At 31.6% G+C, this 16273-nt stretch carries 16 protein-coding genes; 10 read left to right on the top strand and 6 right to left on the bottom strand.

Features of this window, described 5'->3' with window-relative positions:
• The first annotated feature begins 219 nt into the window (after positions 1-219).
• The 7 genes from H8911_RS09850 (at position 220) to H8911_RS09820 (ending at position 8654) form a co-directional block, all read left to right on the top strand.
• The gene (locus H8911_RS09850) at positions 220-1581 is read left to right on the top strand and encodes an exopolysaccharide biosynthesis polyprenyl glycosylphosphotransferase (RefSeq protein WP_186999538.1); all 1362 of its coding nucleotides are present in this window, start codon (positions 220-222) and stop codon (positions 1579-1581) included.
• A 14-nt stretch (positions 1582-1595) separates the two neighbouring features.
• The gene (locus H8911_RS09845) at positions 1596-2234 is read left to right on the top strand and encodes a YveK family protein (protein WP_186999537.1); all 639 of its coding nucleotides are present in this window, start codon (positions 1596-1598) and stop codon (positions 2232-2234) included.
• 9 nt (positions 2235-2243) lie between these two features.
• Entirely contained in the window at positions 2244-2864 is a 621-nt protein-coding gene (locus H8911_RS09840) for a CpsD/CapB family tyrosine-protein kinase (protein WP_186999536.1), read from the top strand.
• Between the two features lie 74 nt (positions 2865-2938).
• Positions 2939-4444: an LCP family protein gene (locus tag H8911_RS09835; RefSeq protein ID WP_186999535.1), complete on the top strand. Its 1506-nt coding sequence runs from the start codon at positions 2939-2941 to the stop codon at positions 4442-4444.
• 62 nt (positions 4445-4506) lie between these two features.
• Entirely contained in the window at positions 4507-4872 is a 366-nt protein-coding gene (locus H8911_RS09830; RefSeq protein ID WP_186999534.1) for a hypothetical protein, read from the top strand.
• A gap of 94 nt (positions 4873-4966) precedes the next feature.
• Positions 4967-6718 (top strand): LCP family protein, encoded by a 1752-nt coding sequence (locus H8911_RS09825; RefSeq protein WP_186999533.1) that lies wholly within the window; start codon positions 4967-4969, stop codon positions 6716-6718.
• A 91-nt stretch (positions 6719-6809) separates the two neighbouring features.
• Positions 6810-8654, top strand: a complete 1845-nt coding sequence (locus H8911_RS09820) for a polysaccharide biosynthesis protein (RefSeq protein ID WP_186999532.1) — start codon at positions 6810-6812, stop codon at positions 8652-8654.
• A gap of 212 nt (positions 8655-8866) precedes the next feature.
• Here the strand turns inward: H8911_RS09820 and H8911_RS09815 are convergent, their stop codons facing one another.
• The 5 genes from H8911_RS09815 to istA all read right to left on the bottom strand — a co-directional run bounded on the left by H8911_RS09815 (position 8867) and on the right by istA (position 11955).
• Positions 8867-9115 carry an ATP-binding protein gene (locus H8911_RS09815; RefSeq protein ID WP_186999531.1) on the bottom strand — a complete coding sequence of 83 codons (249 nt, stop codon included), beginning with the start codon at positions 9113-9115 and terminating at the stop codon, positions 8867-8869.
• A 4-nt stretch (positions 9116-9119) separates the two neighbouring features.
• Positions 9120-9350, bottom strand: a complete 231-nt coding sequence (locus H8911_RS09810; protein ID WP_222621011.1) for an ATP-binding protein — start codon at positions 9348-9350, stop codon at positions 9120-9122.
• Between the two features lie 275 nt (positions 9351-9625).
• Entirely contained in the window at positions 9626-10396 is a 771-nt protein-coding gene (locus H8911_RS09805) for an ATP-binding protein (RefSeq protein WP_186999530.1), read from the bottom strand.
• Positions 10389-10739, bottom strand: a complete 351-nt coding sequence (locus H8911_RS09800; RefSeq protein WP_186999529.1) for a hypothetical protein — start codon at positions 10737-10739, stop codon at positions 10389-10391. The genes H8911_RS09805 and H8911_RS09800 overlap by 8 nt, the downstream gene beginning before the upstream one ends.
• Positions 10740-10863: 124 nt before the next feature.
• Positions 10864-11955, bottom strand: coding sequence for an IS21 family transposase (gene istA / locus H8911_RS09795; protein ID WP_186999528.1), 1092 nt, complete (start codon positions 11953-11955; stop codon positions 10864-10866).
• Positions 11956-12418: 463 nt separating this feature from the next.
• Here istA and H8911_RS09790 point away from each other — a divergent pair, with 463 nt between their 5' ends.
• Genes H8911_RS09790 through gapS4b form a run of 3 tightly spaced genes read left to right on the top strand, consistent with a single transcriptional unit; the run spans position 12419 to position 15536 of the window.
• Positions 12419-13453, top strand: a complete 1035-nt coding sequence (locus tag H8911_RS09790; RefSeq protein ID WP_186999527.1) for a nucleoid-associated protein — start codon at positions 12419-12421, stop codon at positions 13451-13453.
• A 12-nt stretch (positions 13454-13465) separates the two neighbouring features.
• Positions 13466-14410 carry a GapS4a family protein gene (gene gapS4a, locus H8911_RS09785; protein WP_186999526.1) on the top strand — a complete coding sequence of 315 codons (945 nt, stop codon included), beginning with the start codon at positions 13466-13468 and terminating at the stop codon, positions 14408-14410.
• Positions 14411-14414: 4 nt separating this feature from the next.
• Complete coding sequence (gene gapS4b, locus H8911_RS09780; RefSeq protein WP_186999525.1) at positions 14415-15536, top strand: GapS4b family protein; 1122 nt, start codon at positions 14415-14417, stop codon at positions 15534-15536.
• Positions 15537-15545: 9 nt separating this feature from the next.
• Here the strand turns inward: gapS4b and H8911_RS09775 are convergent.
• A partial coding sequence (locus H8911_RS09775; protein ID WP_186999524.1) for an IS1595 family transposase occupies positions 15546-16273 on the bottom strand: 728 nt, incomplete at its 5' end.

Genomic DNA, 16273 nt, shown 5'->3' with positions numbered 1-16273 from the left:
GTGTTAAAATTTATTGAAATGGCAGTTTTATCGCCCAAAAAAGTGCGATATCGGGATGCAATGAGCTCTAAACATAGTAAATAAGCGAATGATTACCACCCATTTGCAAAAGAGGAGCTTTATAAGAAAATGATACTTTATGATTAACGCTTACATAAAGGTTTGTCCTTTTCTTTTTTTTTTAGTATAATGAATAGGTCATATGGAGTTGATGATTTAATGTCAAAAATAGGAAGTTTAAAAATAACAATTGAATTTGTTTTTTTTATGTTTATTATACAATTTTCTGGATATAGTTTAGAGACTTGTTGTAAATTATGTATATTATATTTTTTAATGCAAATACTGATTGGAAGATATCAAGGAAAAGTTTTATTAATGTATGATGAAATTCGTTTGATTATATTAAGTCATATAGGTTTCTTTATTGGAAGTTTTCTTGTTTTCCCAATTAGTACTTGGACTATAAAGAAATTCTTTGGATTTATTTTATTAACTTGTGTTTTATTTGTATTTGCAGGATGTAACTCTAGATATTCTCATAAAATATTTAGAAAATGGTTTAAACATAATACATTAATTGTTGGTGTTGGACATACAGCAGAAAAATTAGGAATGGTGTGTTTTGGAAATGGATACTCACTTTTAGATGTAATCGGCTTTGTGAATTGCAATAATTCAACAAAAGTTAAGTATATTCAGCAGGAGCAAGTAGTAGATGAGAATAAAACATTTGATTTAGATTCAATTTGTTCTGTAATCAAAGAAAAAGATATAGATACTGTATTGATTGCGATTCCTGAAATGGATAGTGAAGATTTGAATGCAGTATTTGAAGTATTTAAAAATAAAGTGGATGTTATTAAGTATTTACCGCAAGTTAATGGCTTAGTAACTTTTGATACAAATGTAGAAGATTTTGACGGTATTCTAATGATTTCAAATTCTCGTGGCTTAGAACATTTCTTATCTTATGCTTTAAAACGTATTATGGATATATGTGCAGGATTATGTGGCTTATTACTTTTAATACCATTGACAATTTTTGTCTTCATTAAAAATCGTAAAGAAGGAGATAAAGGGCCTATTTTCTTTACGCAGAATCGTATTGGTAAGAATGGTAAAGAATTTAAAATGTTCAAATACCGTACTATGGTTATTGGTGCTGATAAGATTCTTGAAGAATTAATGGAAAAAGATCCGGCCATTCGCGAAGAATATACAAAGAATAAAAAATTAGTAAATGATCCACGTATCACAAGTGCCGGTAAATTTTTGCGTGAAAAGAGTTTAGATGAATTTCCGCAATTCATTAATGTGTTATTAGGTCAAATGTCTTTAATTGGTCCACGCCCATATTTGCCTAGAGAAAAAGAGGATATGGGAGATTATTATTATGATGTTATTGCATGTAAGCCTGGTATAACGGGTATGTGGCAAAGTCATGGAAGAAGTGATGTTGATTTTGAACATCGTTTAGTGTTGGATGAATATTATTATAGAAACTGGTCATTCTGGTTGGATGTGACATTGTTATTTAAAACTATTAAACAAGTGCTATATGGTAGAGGAGCAGTATAGAAAGGAAATAATTTATGAATAACGATTATATAAATGATGAAATGGAAATTGATTTGATAGAGTTATTGAAGGATATAATTAAAAATAGAATGTTTATTGTAAAAATAACTTTATTGTGTGGAGTGGTTGTGTTTGGCGTTTCAAAATTCATTTTACCTAAAAGTTATATATCAAATACAGATATTACAATTATACCTGCAGGAACTTCTTTGGATTATACTTCTTATTTAACTGGAAGTAAGGTGTTAAATGGAGTAAGTAATAGAATTGATTTTGAAATGGCAGCTCTAGTCGAAAGTATTGAAGTAACAAGAGATTCAAATAATACGTATAATTACAATATTAAGGCTACTACAAATAATCCTAAATTATCGTATCGTATTGTCAAAAATGTTGTAAATGAATTTAAAAAGTCAATGATATCTGAATTAAACTTAAGTAGTGTAACTACAATGAATGAGCCACAAATTAATACTACACCTGTTAGTCCGAATGTTAAAAAGAACACATTGATTGGTACTTTTATTGGTTTGGTTATTAGTGTGGGTATTGTCGTTTTACGTTTCTTGTTTGATAAACATTTAAGAAATGCAGAGGAAGCTGAAATGTTTTTAGGGGTAGATGTTTTAGCAGAAATACCATTGAAGAAATAGGAGAAAATAATGGAACATAATATATCGAGTAGTTCGGCATATCGTAGACTACGTACAAACATTGAATATAATGAAAAACATCCACATATTCATAGTGTGTGTTTAACTGGTGCAGACCATGGGGCAGGGGCTACAACTATTTCAGTTAATTTGGCATATTGTTTTGTGGCAAACACTCGAAAAGTATTATTGTTGGATTGTAATATAAATGATCCACACATTCATGAATGTTTTAATATAAAAAATGATTTTGGATTAACAGATATTTTAGAAGATAATGATTATACAAATTATTTGAAATATACTAAAGCAATTAAAGATAGCTATTCAGACAATGAATTACATGTTATTACAGCAGGTAATGAGAGAAAACATCCAATTGATTTGTTGAGTGGACAAAGCTTTAAGGAATTTATGCAATTAATGAAATCTGAATATGATTTTATTATTGTGGATTGTCCTAGTTTAGAAAGCTGTAGTGATGTAATTCCAGTAAGTCATTTGGTGGATGGAACAATACTTGTTGTATCATTACCTGAAACAGATAAAAATATAGCTAAAAGGTCTATAGAACGTTTAAAAAGAAATGGTGCTAAAGTATTAGGTACTGTATTAAATAAAGTGGAATAGGCATATATCCTATTCCTTTTTTGTAAATATAATTATTTTGTAGTAAAATATATGGGCATGAGGAGATTTTTGTTATGAAAAAAAATAAGAAACAAAATAAAGTTGGTAAGGTATTTGGAATTATTTTCTCTATCTTACTGGTTGCTGCAACAATGTATTTGTTGTTTAACATTATTAAATTGAATGTATTGCCTACAAAACTATTGTTTTTAATGACAATTGTATTTGTATTATTAGATTTGATATTTATCTTGTTGTTGTGTTTTTCAACAAAAGGTGTTGTATCTAAAATCATTTGTATTGTTTTTACTATTGCAATATCATTAGGATCTTGTTTAGGTGGATACTATATATCGAAAACAGGTGGTTTGCTTTCTAATATTACCAATGTTGCTAAACATTCTAGAAATACAGTTAGTGTAATTGTTAAACAATCTAGTGACATGAAAAAGAAAACAGACCTTGCTGGTCATAGTGTTGGTACTTTGGCTAATATTAACACAACTGGATCTAAGAAGATTTTAAAAGAACTAAATAAATCTGGTATCCAAATGGAAAAAAGAGAATATGGCAGTTTAACTGAAATGTTGGAATCTTTCTACAATGGAGAAGTGGATTCAATTATCATTAGTGAATCAAGCCGTAGACAAATTACAGATGTGGAAGCATATGCTGATTTTGACAATAACACAAGAATTGTATATCAAACTCATTATAAAACAGAAAATAGAGATAAGGCAAATGCAGTTAGCAATATTACTAACACACCTTTTAATGTTTTGATTTCTGGGTCAGATTCGCGTGGTGGATTTGACGAAAATGGTCGTAGTGATGTAATTATTGTAGCTACAGTAAACCCTAAAACTGGAACAATTTTATTGACATCAGTTCCTCGTGATTTTTATGTAACAACAGCTTGTGATGCAGGTGATGGTTGTATGGAAGGTCAATTAGATAAAATTACGCATACAGGTATTCATGGTACTAATACGACTAAGCGTACTATAGAAAAACTTTTAGGTATTGAAATCAACTATACATTTAAAGTAGGTTTTGATACAGTAACTGATATTGTTGATGCCGTTGGTGGTATTGATGTAAATGTTGAACCAGGCTATGCATGTAATAACTTCTTACAACTTAAAGGTTTTAGTGTTCACGAAGGCGTGAATCATTTAAATGGTGAACAAGCTTTGGCGTATGCTCGTGAACGTTACGCATATAGTGAAGGGGATCGTCAACGTACAAAGAACCAACAACAAGTTTTAATGGGGGTTGTTGATAAGATTACAAGTCCTGCAATTGTTACTAACTATGCTTCTATTATGGATAGTATGTCAAATACATTCTCAACAACTATGTCAAATGATGAAATTTCATCATTGATTAAATATCAATTAAATAGTAATCCAAAATGGAAAATGGAACAATATATGGTAAATGGTACTGGAGATACATTAATGTGTGCTGAGCTTGGTGATGCAGCTTATGTAATGGTTCCAGATCAAAGTACTGTAACAACGGCTAAAAATAAAATCAATGCTGTTCTTGCAGGTAAATCAGCGGATAATGTAGAGTAAGGATATAATCCTTGCTCTTTTTTTGTTTTATAGGTGTATAATTTCATTGTGAGGTGTTGTTTATGATGGAAACTACAGATTATATACAAAATAGAATTCATACGAATATTCGTAAGTTTGAAGAACTAAGCAAGAAGTATCATAGATGTCATATAGGATTGCTTGTTTCTACTTTTAGTTGTTTTACTGGTGTTCTTATCTTGAATGTTATTTATTTGCTTGTTCCAGTTGTTTGGTTAATACTAGCTTCTTGTGTATTGGTATTAGCTGGATTGTTTCTGTTATTCTTTGATGTATTAAATGATTATTCATCGAAGGCATTGGAATATAAGTATAAGGCTGATTTATTGAACTATGAAAAGAACTTGTATGAAGCAAAACAGGGTGGATTTAAAGGATTTGCGTTTCGTTGTGAAAGGTTCATGTAATCTCGCACTCTTTGTGTGAATTTGCCAACTCATGGTCATTTATTATATAATAAATAAATGTGAGCTACAAAAAGAGTTTATAGGAGATTTTGTTATGTCTAAAAAGGATGTAAAACTTTCACAGAATGTGAAAAAGAAAAAGAAGAAAAATAAGCGTCCTATCAGTAAGTTTTTAACTGTATTTATGTTTATTGCGTTGGGTGCATTTATTTTTCAAATGATTCGTTTGAATTTATTGCCTTTTAAATTAATAATATTAGTTTCATTGGTGTTTATACTATTAGCTTTAATTCTGACTATTTTAATGAGGTTTAAGGCTAAGAAGTTCTTTAGTCGTTTTCTATTTGGGTTGATATCTTTATGCATGTGTATTGGTCTTGCGTATGGCAATTATTTCTTATTTAAGACAAAAGATACGTTTGATGTCGTAACAAGCCTTGCGGATAGTAAGGCAACAACTACTTCGATTGTTGTTAAGAAAGCTTCTTCAATCAAGAACGAGAATAATTTGAAGAAAAAGACAATTGGTACAATGTTGAGTGTGGATAAGAAAGCTACTAAGCGTATGTTGGATTCTTTAGATAAGAAGAAAATATCTTATAAGACAAAGGATTATGATTCATTAGATGATTTAATGACGGCTTTCTATGATGATAAAGTCGATGCGATTTGTTTAAATGAAAAGTATCGTGATATTCTACATGAGAGTGAGGCGTATTTTAATTTTCAAACGGATTCGAAAACAATTTACCAAAATGTAGAATATACAAAAGTAGACAAGACAGATAACCCGAGTGATCCTGTTAAAAATATTACTAAAGATGCGTTTACTATTTTAGTGAGTGGCAACGATTCTTATGGATCTTTACAGGATAGTAATACGCGTAGTGATGCGAATATGTTGTTGACGGTAAATCCTAAAACAGGTCGTATTTTAATGACGAGTATCCCTCGTGATTATTATGTTGACTTAGTATGTGATGAAACTGGGGATAATGCTTGTCCTGAAGATAGTAAGGATAAATTAACGCATTCTGGTTTAATGGGTGTGAAGTGTACGGAAAGAACGATTGAAAAAGCATTGGGTATAAAAATCAATTATAATATTCGTATTAACTTCTCTAGTGTAGTAAACTTAGTTGATGCACTGGATGGAATTGATTTGGATATTCAAAAGGGTGAAGAAGTTGATATTCTATATGCGAATGGACAACCTGGTTTAAGTGTTGGTCAACATCATGTAGATGGTGAAACGGCATTAGCCTTTGCGCGTGAAAGACATGCCTATTTGGATGGTGATAATCAGCGTGTTCGTAACCAACAGAAAGTATTTAAAGCTATTATCAAACGTATTATTTCACCTAAGATGATCACAAACTATGGTAAGTTTATGGATGCATTGGCTGTAGCTTTTGATACAAACTTATCGAATGATGAAATCAGTGATTTTATCAAGTATGAATTGAATAATATGCCAGATTGGAAATTTGAATCATATTCACTTGTGGGGGATTCAGATTCTAGATTCTGTTATGCTTCTTCTAGCTATGCTTCAGTCATTGTTCAAAATGAAGAAATGAATGAAATCGCAAGAAGGAAGATTCAAGCTATCTTGGATGGTAAAAAGGCATCTTCTGTAAAAGATACTTCTGGTTTTTCTCAAAAACCGAGCGAAGATAACTCAGTAGGCAATGCTCAAGAGTTTGCTGAGATGAATAACAATAGTGAAGAAACAGATGAAGATTATTATACGTATGAAGAGCCTTATTATGAGGAAAATGATGAATATTACTATCAGCCAGAAGAACCTGCAGAATATTATTATTCTGAGGATTATGCAGGATAGAATACCACTAGCCATTTCGTAAAGAGATGGCTTTTTTACTTTTTATATGTTTTAAGTTATAATAAAGAAATGTAAAAGAGGTTTTTAACATATGAATAGTTTATACAAATCAAATATATACCAAAAATATAGAGGAATTCTAATATCACTCATTGATGTATGTATTGTCATGTTCTCTTATTTAGTGGCATACATGATTCAAAATAATTTCTTTATTAATGAGAAAACAATCGCTCTGACAAAGATGTTAAGTCTTGGATTAATATTCATGTTGCTTCTACACTTTATTGTTCTACGATTGTTTAAAACACAAATGTCATTATGGACATATACAGGGCCAAATGAAATTATACGTACATTTTTAAGTTGTTTTGTGTGTTTTTTAATCATGTCTTATTTCGTTATAAAAGTTGATCTATTTAGTATAGAATTAATCGCACTAGCTGAATTGTTATGTTTTATATTTCTTTTAGGGGCAAGAATGCTATATAGAATGGCAAGACGCTATATAGTCGATGTGGACAGAGTGGATAATTGTTTGATTGTAGGAGCTGGTAATGGTGGATATTTATTGATGAATGAAATTTATCATAATATGGCCTATCCATACAATGTGATTGGTTTCTTGGATGACTTTAAGAAAAAGGGGACTATGCTAAGTGGTAAACCAGTACTTGGAACGGTTTCTGAAGTAGAGCGTATTTGTCAAGAGAACAATGTTCATTGTATCTTTATTACAATTTCTTCTGTAAGTGACGAAAGAAAACAAGAAATCTTAGATTTATGTACATCCACTTCTATTCCAACAAAAATCATGCATATCTTTGTTGGAAATGACGAGAGTAATCATATTTCATTTGAAGATATTGATATCAAGGATTTATTAAACCGTCCTAGCATTGACTTAAAAGTCGATCAGATTGGTTCTTATCTTACGAATAAAGTAGTTTGTGTTACCGGAGCCGGTGGATCTATTGGTTCTGAATTGTGTCGTCAAATTATTCATTTCAATCCTTCTAAATTGATTATGGTAGATATTAATGAAAATGCACTATATATGCTTAAACAAGAATTCTTAGTCATGAAACGAAAGAAACAGATGAATGATTCTATTCAATTAGAATCTTTAATTGTTTCCATTCGTGAAAGAGAAGAAATCTATAAGCTTATGAGAAACTATAACCCGGATGTAGTTTATCATGCGGCAGCACATAAACACGTACCTTTAATGGAAGATCGTCCTACAGAAGCTATTAGAAATAATATCTTTGGAACAAAGAATGTGATAGATGCTTGTTGCGACTGTGGTATATCTCGCTTTATTATGATTTCAACAGATAAAGCGGTAAATCCAACAAACGTAATGGGTGCTACTAAGCGTATGACAGAAATGTATATGCAATCAAGAAATACTAAGGGTGGTATTCATATGGCGGCTGTACGCTTTGGTAATGTATTAGGATCCAATGGTTCTGTTATTCCTATCTTTAAAGAACAAATTAAAAATGGAGGTCCAGTCACTGTAACACACAAAGACATTAAACGTTACTTTATGACTATTCCAGAAGCAGCCCAATTAGTACTACAAGCAGGCTTCTATGCGAATGAAAGAGAAATCTTTGTATTAGATATGGGAAAACCAGTCAGAATCTGGGATTTAGCCGACAAAATGATTCGATTGGCAGGACTTGTACCAGGAAGAGATATTGAAATTCAAGAAATTGGATTGCGTCCTGGAGAAAAGATGTTTGAAGAATTAGCTTTAGAAATGGAAGAATGCCATAAGACAGACAATAATTTAATCTTTGTACACGAAAAGATGGATATTGATTCAAAAGAAGTAGATTCTAAATTAAATAAGCTAAAAGAATTAATGAATCAAACAGATGACAAACTTCAAATTAAAGAAGTTTTAATGGACATGATCAAAGAATAATTATTCAAGCTGGGGATAATTCTGGCTTGTTTTAAATTGTGTTATTATACAAATTAGGAATGCAAGATAAATAGTAAGCGCATAGTGCACTGAGTATTCCAAGGTGGCGGAGCCACCGGATCCATTTGGACAGAGCCATGCAATCCATTGCTCAGAGCCACTAAATCCACGAAGAGAGCCACTTCAGTTTAATGAAATGACTCTCATTTTTATTATTTGATTTTTGAATAATCCTCTCGAAGAGATCTGCCTTTTAAAAGAATTGTATATGATGAGTTTCTAATACGATCTAGAATGGCGTCAGCGAGTGGCCCATCGCCTAATTTGCCTAGCCAGCCTTCAGGAGCCAATTGAATGCAGTAAATCGTTGATTTTTTATCAGTTCTTGATTGTATCACTTCAAATAAATCGTTTCGTTCACCTTCACTGATGTTTGTTAATAAGAATTCATCTAGAATCAATAAATCAACTTTGGAAAGTTTTTTTCATGTATTTTTTGTAATGTCCTTGAATCTTGGCTTCTTCAATTTCCTGAAACAAATCAGGCAAACGAATATATTGAACTCTATATCTCTCCATGCATGCATTAACCCCAAAAGCGTTTGAAATACAAGTCTTTCCAGATCCAGATGCACCGATCAAAATAATGTTCAGTTTCTGCTGGATATATTCATTTGTACTCAATTCTTCTATCAAGCCTCTGTTGATTTCACGGTCAGGTTTATAATTAATATCCTTTAGACTTTAATTTCAAAATCTTCCTCTTTTTCGATACTGAGCTTTTCTTTGGCTTCCTAAAATTCCACAGGGCAGACAAACAATACACCTCATAATTGTTTTCATCATCACAGTAAGGCTTTGTGGTGTTGAGGATATACAAACTCATTTCATACATTGAATGACTGCATATGACGGAAAAATGGTGCGCGTGTAGCGCACCATCGGTGTATCTGTAGCGGTCAGTCGGTGTGTCAAAATTTTTGATTTCTTAGTGATTCACCTTTGAATTCTAAACGATATGCTTTACATAGAACTCGATCTAAACACGCGTCAGCGTATGTACAATCCTTAAATAAATCGTACCATTCTTTTACTGGGATTTGAGAAACTATCACTGTCGATTTTCTACTCTCTCTTGAATCAAGGATTTCAAATAGATGTCTACATTTCTCGACATCAAGATTCATAAGTCCAAAATCATCTATAATCAATAAATCTACTTGTGCTATATTTTCCATAATACTTAAGAATTTAATTGAATCATCCACTTGTTCATGAGCACTGAGTTCCAGTAAGAGTTTGGAAGCAGAATAATATCTTACTTCTTTGAATTGTTTCAAAGCTGCAACTGCCAAGGCATTCACGTAATATGTTTTTCCTGTCCCTGTCATTCCTGTAACCACTAGATTTCTTCCTTCATCTATCCATATACAAGTATTCAGCTTTTCGATTGTTGGTATATCAAGTTGTCTATCCGGATTATAAAGCTTCTCATCAAATGTTGCTCCAGGGATTTTCAGTTTAGCTTTTTTCAAATAACGCTGAAATTTCTTGTTGTATCTTAGGTTCCATTCAGCTGTGACCAACTTTTCAAAACGATCCTGAAAAGATTCTAAATCGCTGTTTGGATTTTCAAGTTGAAGACGAAGTTCTTCTGCCATACCTGAAAATTTCATGGATTTTAATTTTTCATATAGATCCATATAAATCGCTTGTTCTTCTTTGATTTCAGTTTTATTCATAATGTGATTTACCCCTAATATTCTTATGTTCTGGAAGAGTTTCCGAACGATTTGTTTTCTTTTCATTGATTAATTTAGTAAGCATCTTTTTAAAATCTGTATAGGTATAAATATGCGATTCCAGACAAATTTTGGCAGCTGTATCTGAAAATGTTTTTGGATTGTTTTTACACATATGAAGAATTCCATTACAGCTCTTATAAGATTGTTCTTCATAACGAAATGTACCAATAACCTTACAAATAAATTCGTAAACATTTGGACCATAGCTCTTTGCCCAACTTTTGTATGCTTCTGCATTCATTTTATTTTCCAGGTAGTAATAACGATGACTCTCAGGCATATGCTCTTCTTTCGTTATATATTTTGGAAATGGTTTATAAGCACGCTTATGCGTGCAGATCAGATGGTTCATAGAATCGCAGATAATAATATCGAAATATGAAGCTTTTAATGTAACTTCCTGTTTATAATGTAACTTCCTGTTTATAATAAGTATAGGGAACAGAATAGTAATGATGATCATATTCAACATGATAATTATTAGGAACAGTTTTGATTACATATGTATATGGCTTTAAAGATTCATGTGGTAGTGGCTTTAAAGCAGGCTTGTCATATTTATCAAACAATTCTTTTCTGTTTCCTTTTCCTTTAGAAAATTCTCGATTGTTCAATTCGTCTGTGATTATAGATATTTCTGCATTCAGTTCTGAAAAACTGGAAAAACGACGTCCTTTCAATTTTTCCAAAAGATGTGTTTCTATCCATTTGACATTATTTTCTACCGAAGATTTTGCACGAGGCTTTAACGGAGGAGCTGGAACAATTACAGTATTGTAGTAATCCTGCAAATCTTCATAGACCTTGTTTAAAATCAATACATCTTTTGTGTTTTTAATAGAAGCAGCCTTTGTATTGTCGGGCTTTAGAATTTTAGGGACACCACCATAGAAGTTTAATGCTTCTATAGTACCCTGAAGAAAGTTTGGTGTCTGCTCATTTGGAAAAGTCATGATGAAGCAGCAACTACTCACACCTAAGGTTGTTGTAAAAAAATGAGCTGTCTGAAGTTCACCAGGCACATCAGTATATACAAGATCCAAAGTATCTCCAGCCCAATCTATATATATAATTTCACCAGGAACTCTGTTGATTGCCATTCTAAGATTGTTTTCCAAATGATTCTCATCAAGCCATTGTTTAAAGTAATGTTTAAACTGCGTGTACTGATAGCTATCTGGATATAATTTCTTATAGTCAATCCAAATAAAATACAAATTTGCCCTGGAATTTTTATCTGTAAGCTTTTTATAGACTTTCTCAAAATCCGGTAACGGAGCTTCCTTTCTAGGATGTGCATTCGGATAGAACATTTGTTCAATCAGTTTTGGTGTCATAGAATGAAGTTGCTTAAGAGTTACATCCATTGTCTTAAACTTTTTCTTGATGTCAGTGATAGTGCTGTTACCAATCGAATATCTTGTACGAATGTCGCTATAAGAAAAACCATCTTCTAACATTTCAAGAACCCCAATAATTGTAGTGCTTTTCTGCATACAAAAAGACCTCCTTTCACTACAGTCAAACTATAGCATTAAGGAGGTCCTATTACACCGGTTGTACGTCATGTTGCACCGATTCAAACGTCATTCGAAACCGGTATGACCGCTAGAGGCGCACCGAATTAGCCGTCAATTGCACGTACAAAGGGTAAGAATATTTTTTTGTTTGTCATGAGTTTATTATTCTATGCATATGGAGAGCCTAAATATGTATTCTTAATGTTATTCATGATTTTGTTCCATTACTGTTTAGGTTTATGCATAGAAAAGTATCATTCAAAATGGATTGGGTGGCTCCGTCACCATGGAATACTCATTTTTATTTTTGGATTAAAATATCCTTTCAAAAAATAAAGGCAAAATTATGATAGAATAAGATACAGATGATAACTAGGCTTTAAAAAAAGCCACACACTCGTTAGAGTGTGTTAGTTCAATAAAGAAAGAAGGATTATAGATGATTGATTTTTCAAATGCTAAAATCTTAGATTTGGCTGTACACGTGGTCGGAAATAAAAGTAAAGACGAGGAACTTGTTCTGACGGATACTAGTTCGACTATTAGTAATGATGTTACTGAACAATATATAAAAGAATATTTTTTCTCATCGTTTAGTTTTGAATTATCTTATCAGTTTTCTCATGAGACAAACCTTAGTTTGAATGAACTTTATATGTACTCTTCTACAATATTCCAATCACCAAATACATTTATAGAACAATCAAAAAATATTGCAAAACACTTGTATGAAGTCTCGACTCATCCAAACATAAAACGAGGAGAGTTGTATATTGCATTTATTAACGACTGCACAATCGATGGATACGAAACAAATGCAATTGGGATATTTAAATCGGAAACAAAGGATTTTTATCTGAATATTAAAGAACACCAAGGTTCTTTTGATGTTTCGTGTAAAAAAGGAATTAATACAAAAAAATTAGATAAAGGATGTTTAATATTTGATTTTAAGCGGAAAATCCCCGAAAAAGTATATATAGTTGATACAAGTCGTAATGATGCACTATATTGGAAGAATGATTTTTTGAGAGTTACTGAAATTGAAGATGCTTACGCAAACACTTCTAATGTTTTAAATGTATGTAAAAAGTTTCTAAGCAAATCATCCGATATGGAAAAAACAAGCAAAATATCGTTTTTGAATAATTCTGTACAGTATCTTGAATCTCATGATAATTTTGAATTTGATGATTTTGCAAATCATGCTTGTGAAAATGAAAATCACTGCCAAGCTTTTAAGTCATATATACAAGATAATGATTTAGAATTCAAATTTGGAGAGTCATTTGAGATATCAAAGCAAGCTGTTACAGAAGCAAAAAAAAAGATACGGAATTTTATAAAATTAGATTCTGATATTGAAATAAAGATTCCTTCTAAAATAAGTGCGGTTGAGGAAATTATTGAGCAGGGATATGATGCAAAAAAGAAGATGCGATATTACAAGATATATTATACTAACGAAAAGTAAGGAGATATTAAAATGGCAGGCGGAGAAAAAGCAAAAAGTTCAGGCGAATATGGAGAAAAAATAGTAAAAAATCTATTAGAAATTTTTGGATGGAAAGACTGTATTAGTGGCGTAACGGTTCCTTGTGTTCATCAAGATACCCACAAAAAACAAAATGCGGATAAGTCAGAAAAACATGGGATTGATTATGTTTTTAAGTATAAGTCACCTCTTAGGGATACAACACGACACGATGTTTTAATAAGCGTAAAATGTCGCAATGGTTATCCCAAAACAGAAGATGGAATAAAAAGTAAGTTTAAAGAATTTTTGATGGACATCGCTTTTGCAAGTGAGTGTTATCCATGTTGCGAAATAGCAAAACGAAAAATTCCAGGTACAAACAAGAGGGTATGTTCTTCATTGATATTTTGGATTGATCGTAACAGAGATGACGGAAGAGAAAATGAGTCTGTAGTTGATAAAATTGGCGATTTCTATTTTAGAGAAGAATGCCATTATGATACTGTGGCACTCATAGATAATAATCGTGCACAATTTCTTTATACTGCAATTAATTTTGCAAAAGCAAAATATGGAGAAGAGAATTGCAAATTTTTTTATATAAATACAGGATTAAATAATGCTAATCTAAATCGAAAATACAGTGGGTCAGTTATTCCTTTTGAATACTTAAATTCCGATGTATTACCTATGGCAATAAATCAGAACAATCAAAATAAATTACTTTTACTCGTAAAAGATAAATTTTGCAAAGAGTATCTGAGACGACTAATCGGATTAGCACAAGAAATTACATCCGATTGGGCGGCAAATATAATAATTGCCTTTCCTGACTTTCATCAGTTCGATCATGAAGAAACAGTTGTGTCTTGTAAAGCAGAATTCGCGGATTCAAGTTTTACTGATAAAATTACAGTTGTAACTTATAATCCAGATTTTAGAGATGAGGTGTGAACAAATGAACGATACTATTAATACAGATACACTGTTGCCAGTGGGAGAAAGATTAAAACCCCTATTAAGCAAATCCTGTATCAGTGAGTCGGATATGAAAAATATTCTTGCCGAAAGAGGGGTATATATCGGTGATAGTGATAAGAAATCATCTATCCCGATTTTGACTCTATCAATATTAAGCCCAAGGGAATTTGAAAAATTGCAAGAATTGCAAAAGACAAAAGAAGATAGTCTTAAAACCAAAATCATTAAAGCAAAATCTCAATCAGATAAAAATTTAAATAATTTAATACCACAGGACTTGATCAAAAGAGATGACTTGATAGATGAATATGATTGTTTTGATTTTGATACTGATTTAAGTTTTAATATGGATAATCAAAATAAATTAGTATTGGATTATACAATTATAAGAGAAGATGTTACTAAAGATTGGGCTAACAACAAAAGCAGATATACTGGTAGAGTCGAAATTGAAAAATCAGCAACTCAAAGTATGATTTGTTTCCGTAATGAATATACATCTTCAGAAACTGAGGTTATTAATAAAAAAATAATCAAAACTGTTACTAATTATTTGCAAATCCTAGGAGAAATATCAAATAAAGAAAGTCCATTCGAGATAACGTCAGACAAGTTCAACAATACTCAAAGGTTCGCTTTTATGCTACAACTTGCAAATGATAGTCCTAGTGGATTTTTATCTTTTGAGGCAGTAAAAAATATCGAAATTGGTCCGGATAGAAAAGTTAATATGCCTGATAATACGAAATGGATGGGAGGTTCGGTTAAAAATATCATAATAAACAGTGAAAAAGGCAAGACTTTAGAAAATATTGAGTATATATCAGATAAAAAATATCATGAGTTTCTAATTTTAAGGAAAGTGCAAGCGCAATATAAATTTAGTTTTGGTGTACTAGAGGGACAATGTATAGTAGAATATGGCTTTCCACACTATTTTCGGAGTCATGTTAGGAATCACTCTTTTGAAGTAAGCGTACCTAAAATATATTTTTCTAAAGATTCAAAAAGTGAAAACTCAAGAAATGCATCAAGGTTTATATTAAAAGAATTTCAAGATATGATTCAACAAAAATATGACAGTATTCTTGGAAGTTAATCAATATGTTCATAAATAATTAAAATTTTTGTGAGTACCCATCTGACAACCCTGGGTGTTTTCCAATCCTCTAGCCGTGGCATATTGGTCCATTGAATCACGAATCATCTTTCGAGTGGCTATGCTTGATTGCATTATATAATTCTTGATCTTATCCATGATAGACTTGCAGTTCCTGTGATTGAATCTCCATTCGAATTCAGAATAATATAAGGGCAACATTCTTTTGGTAACGCCATGAAATCTATCAATAAACTGACTGTTTAAATTGGATATGATCTTGTTTAGAAAGTATAATCGATGGTTATCATTATCGTAGTCAATTACTTCTATCCTATTTTTTAAGATATTGTATGTTGTTTTGCAGTCTGTATTCAATTTTCTTTCTTTGGACATTTTTACGTATTTTTCAAAACATCCTTTTATGATATTGCTTGAATCTGTGGTCACTTCCTGCATCTTAACAAAACGTGGATACTGATTTTCTTGTTCTGTTGAAAGCACTATTAAAAAGGGCTGTTTATCAGTACCCAGCCCTCGCTTTCCGTTATGTGATGGAGCTCCTGTATAGGCTACATCTGATTCATAAAAATCCGAATCCAAAAATCTCTTTGAATCCGAATTTTTCATAAGTATACGAGCTTTAGTCTGTAATAAGCAGGCTGTTTTGTAATTGACCTTCAATTCTTTAGAAAGTTCCATACTAGAAATACCATTATTTGCAGTAAAGATTAGAA

The organism is Holdemanella hominis (assembly GCF_014306155.1).
GTDB classification, from domain to species: Bacteria; Bacillota_I; Bacilli_A; order Erysipelotrichales; family Erysipelotrichaceae; genus Holdemanella; species Holdemanella hominis.
Note: the sequence above shows the minus strand (reverse complement) of the source record. Positions and strands in the feature narration are given on the sequence as shown.

Excerpts from the sequence above, each read along its gene's own strand:
- istA (WP_186999528.1), bottom strand. The coding sequence starts at position 11,955 with ATGCAGAAAAGCACTACAATTATTGGGGTTCTTGAAATGTTAGAAGAT.
- H8911_RS09790 (WP_186999527.1), top strand. The coding sequence starts at position 12,419 with ATGATTGATTTTTCAAATGCTAAAATCTTAGATTTGGCTGTACACGTG.
- gapS4b (WP_186999525.1), top strand. The coding sequence starts at position 14,415 with ATGAACGATACTATTAATACAGATACACTGTTGCCAGTGGGAGAAAGA.
- H8911_RS09830 (WP_186999534.1), top strand. The coding sequence starts at position 4,507 with ATGATGGAAACTACAGATTATATACAAAATAGAATTCATACGAATATT.
- H8911_RS09840 (WP_186999536.1), top strand. The coding sequence starts at position 2,244 with ATGGAACATAATATATCGAGTAGTTCGGCATATCGTAGACTACGTACA.
- H8911_RS09845 (WP_186999537.1), top strand. The coding sequence starts at position 1,596 with ATGAATAACGATTATATAAATGATGAAATGGAAATTGATTTGATAGAG.
- H8911_RS09835 (WP_186999535.1), top strand. The coding sequence starts at position 2,939 with ATGAAAAAAAATAAGAAACAAAATAAAGTTGGTAAGGTATTTGGAATT.
- gapS4a (WP_186999526.1), top strand. The coding sequence starts at position 13,466 with ATGGCAGGCGGAGAAAAAGCAAAAAGTTCAGGCGAATATGGAGAAAAA.
- H8911_RS09850 (WP_186999538.1), top strand. The coding sequence starts at position 220 with ATGTCAAAAATAGGAAGTTTAAAAATAACAATTGAATTTGTTTTTTTT.
- H8911_RS09825 (WP_186999533.1), top strand. The coding sequence starts at position 4,967 with ATGTCTAAAAAGGATGTAAAACTTTCACAGAATGTGAAAAAGAAAAAG.
- H8911_RS09820 (WP_186999532.1), top strand. The coding sequence starts at position 6,810 with ATGAATAGTTTATACAAATCAAATATATACCAAAAATATAGAGGAATT.
- H8911_RS09805 (WP_186999530.1), bottom strand. The coding sequence starts at position 10,396 with ATGAATAAAACTGAAATCAAAGAAGAACAAGCGATTTATATGGATCTA.
- H8911_RS09800 (WP_186999529.1), bottom strand. The coding sequence starts at position 10,739 with ATGCCTGAGAGTCATCGTTATTACTACCTGGAAAATAAAATGAATGCA.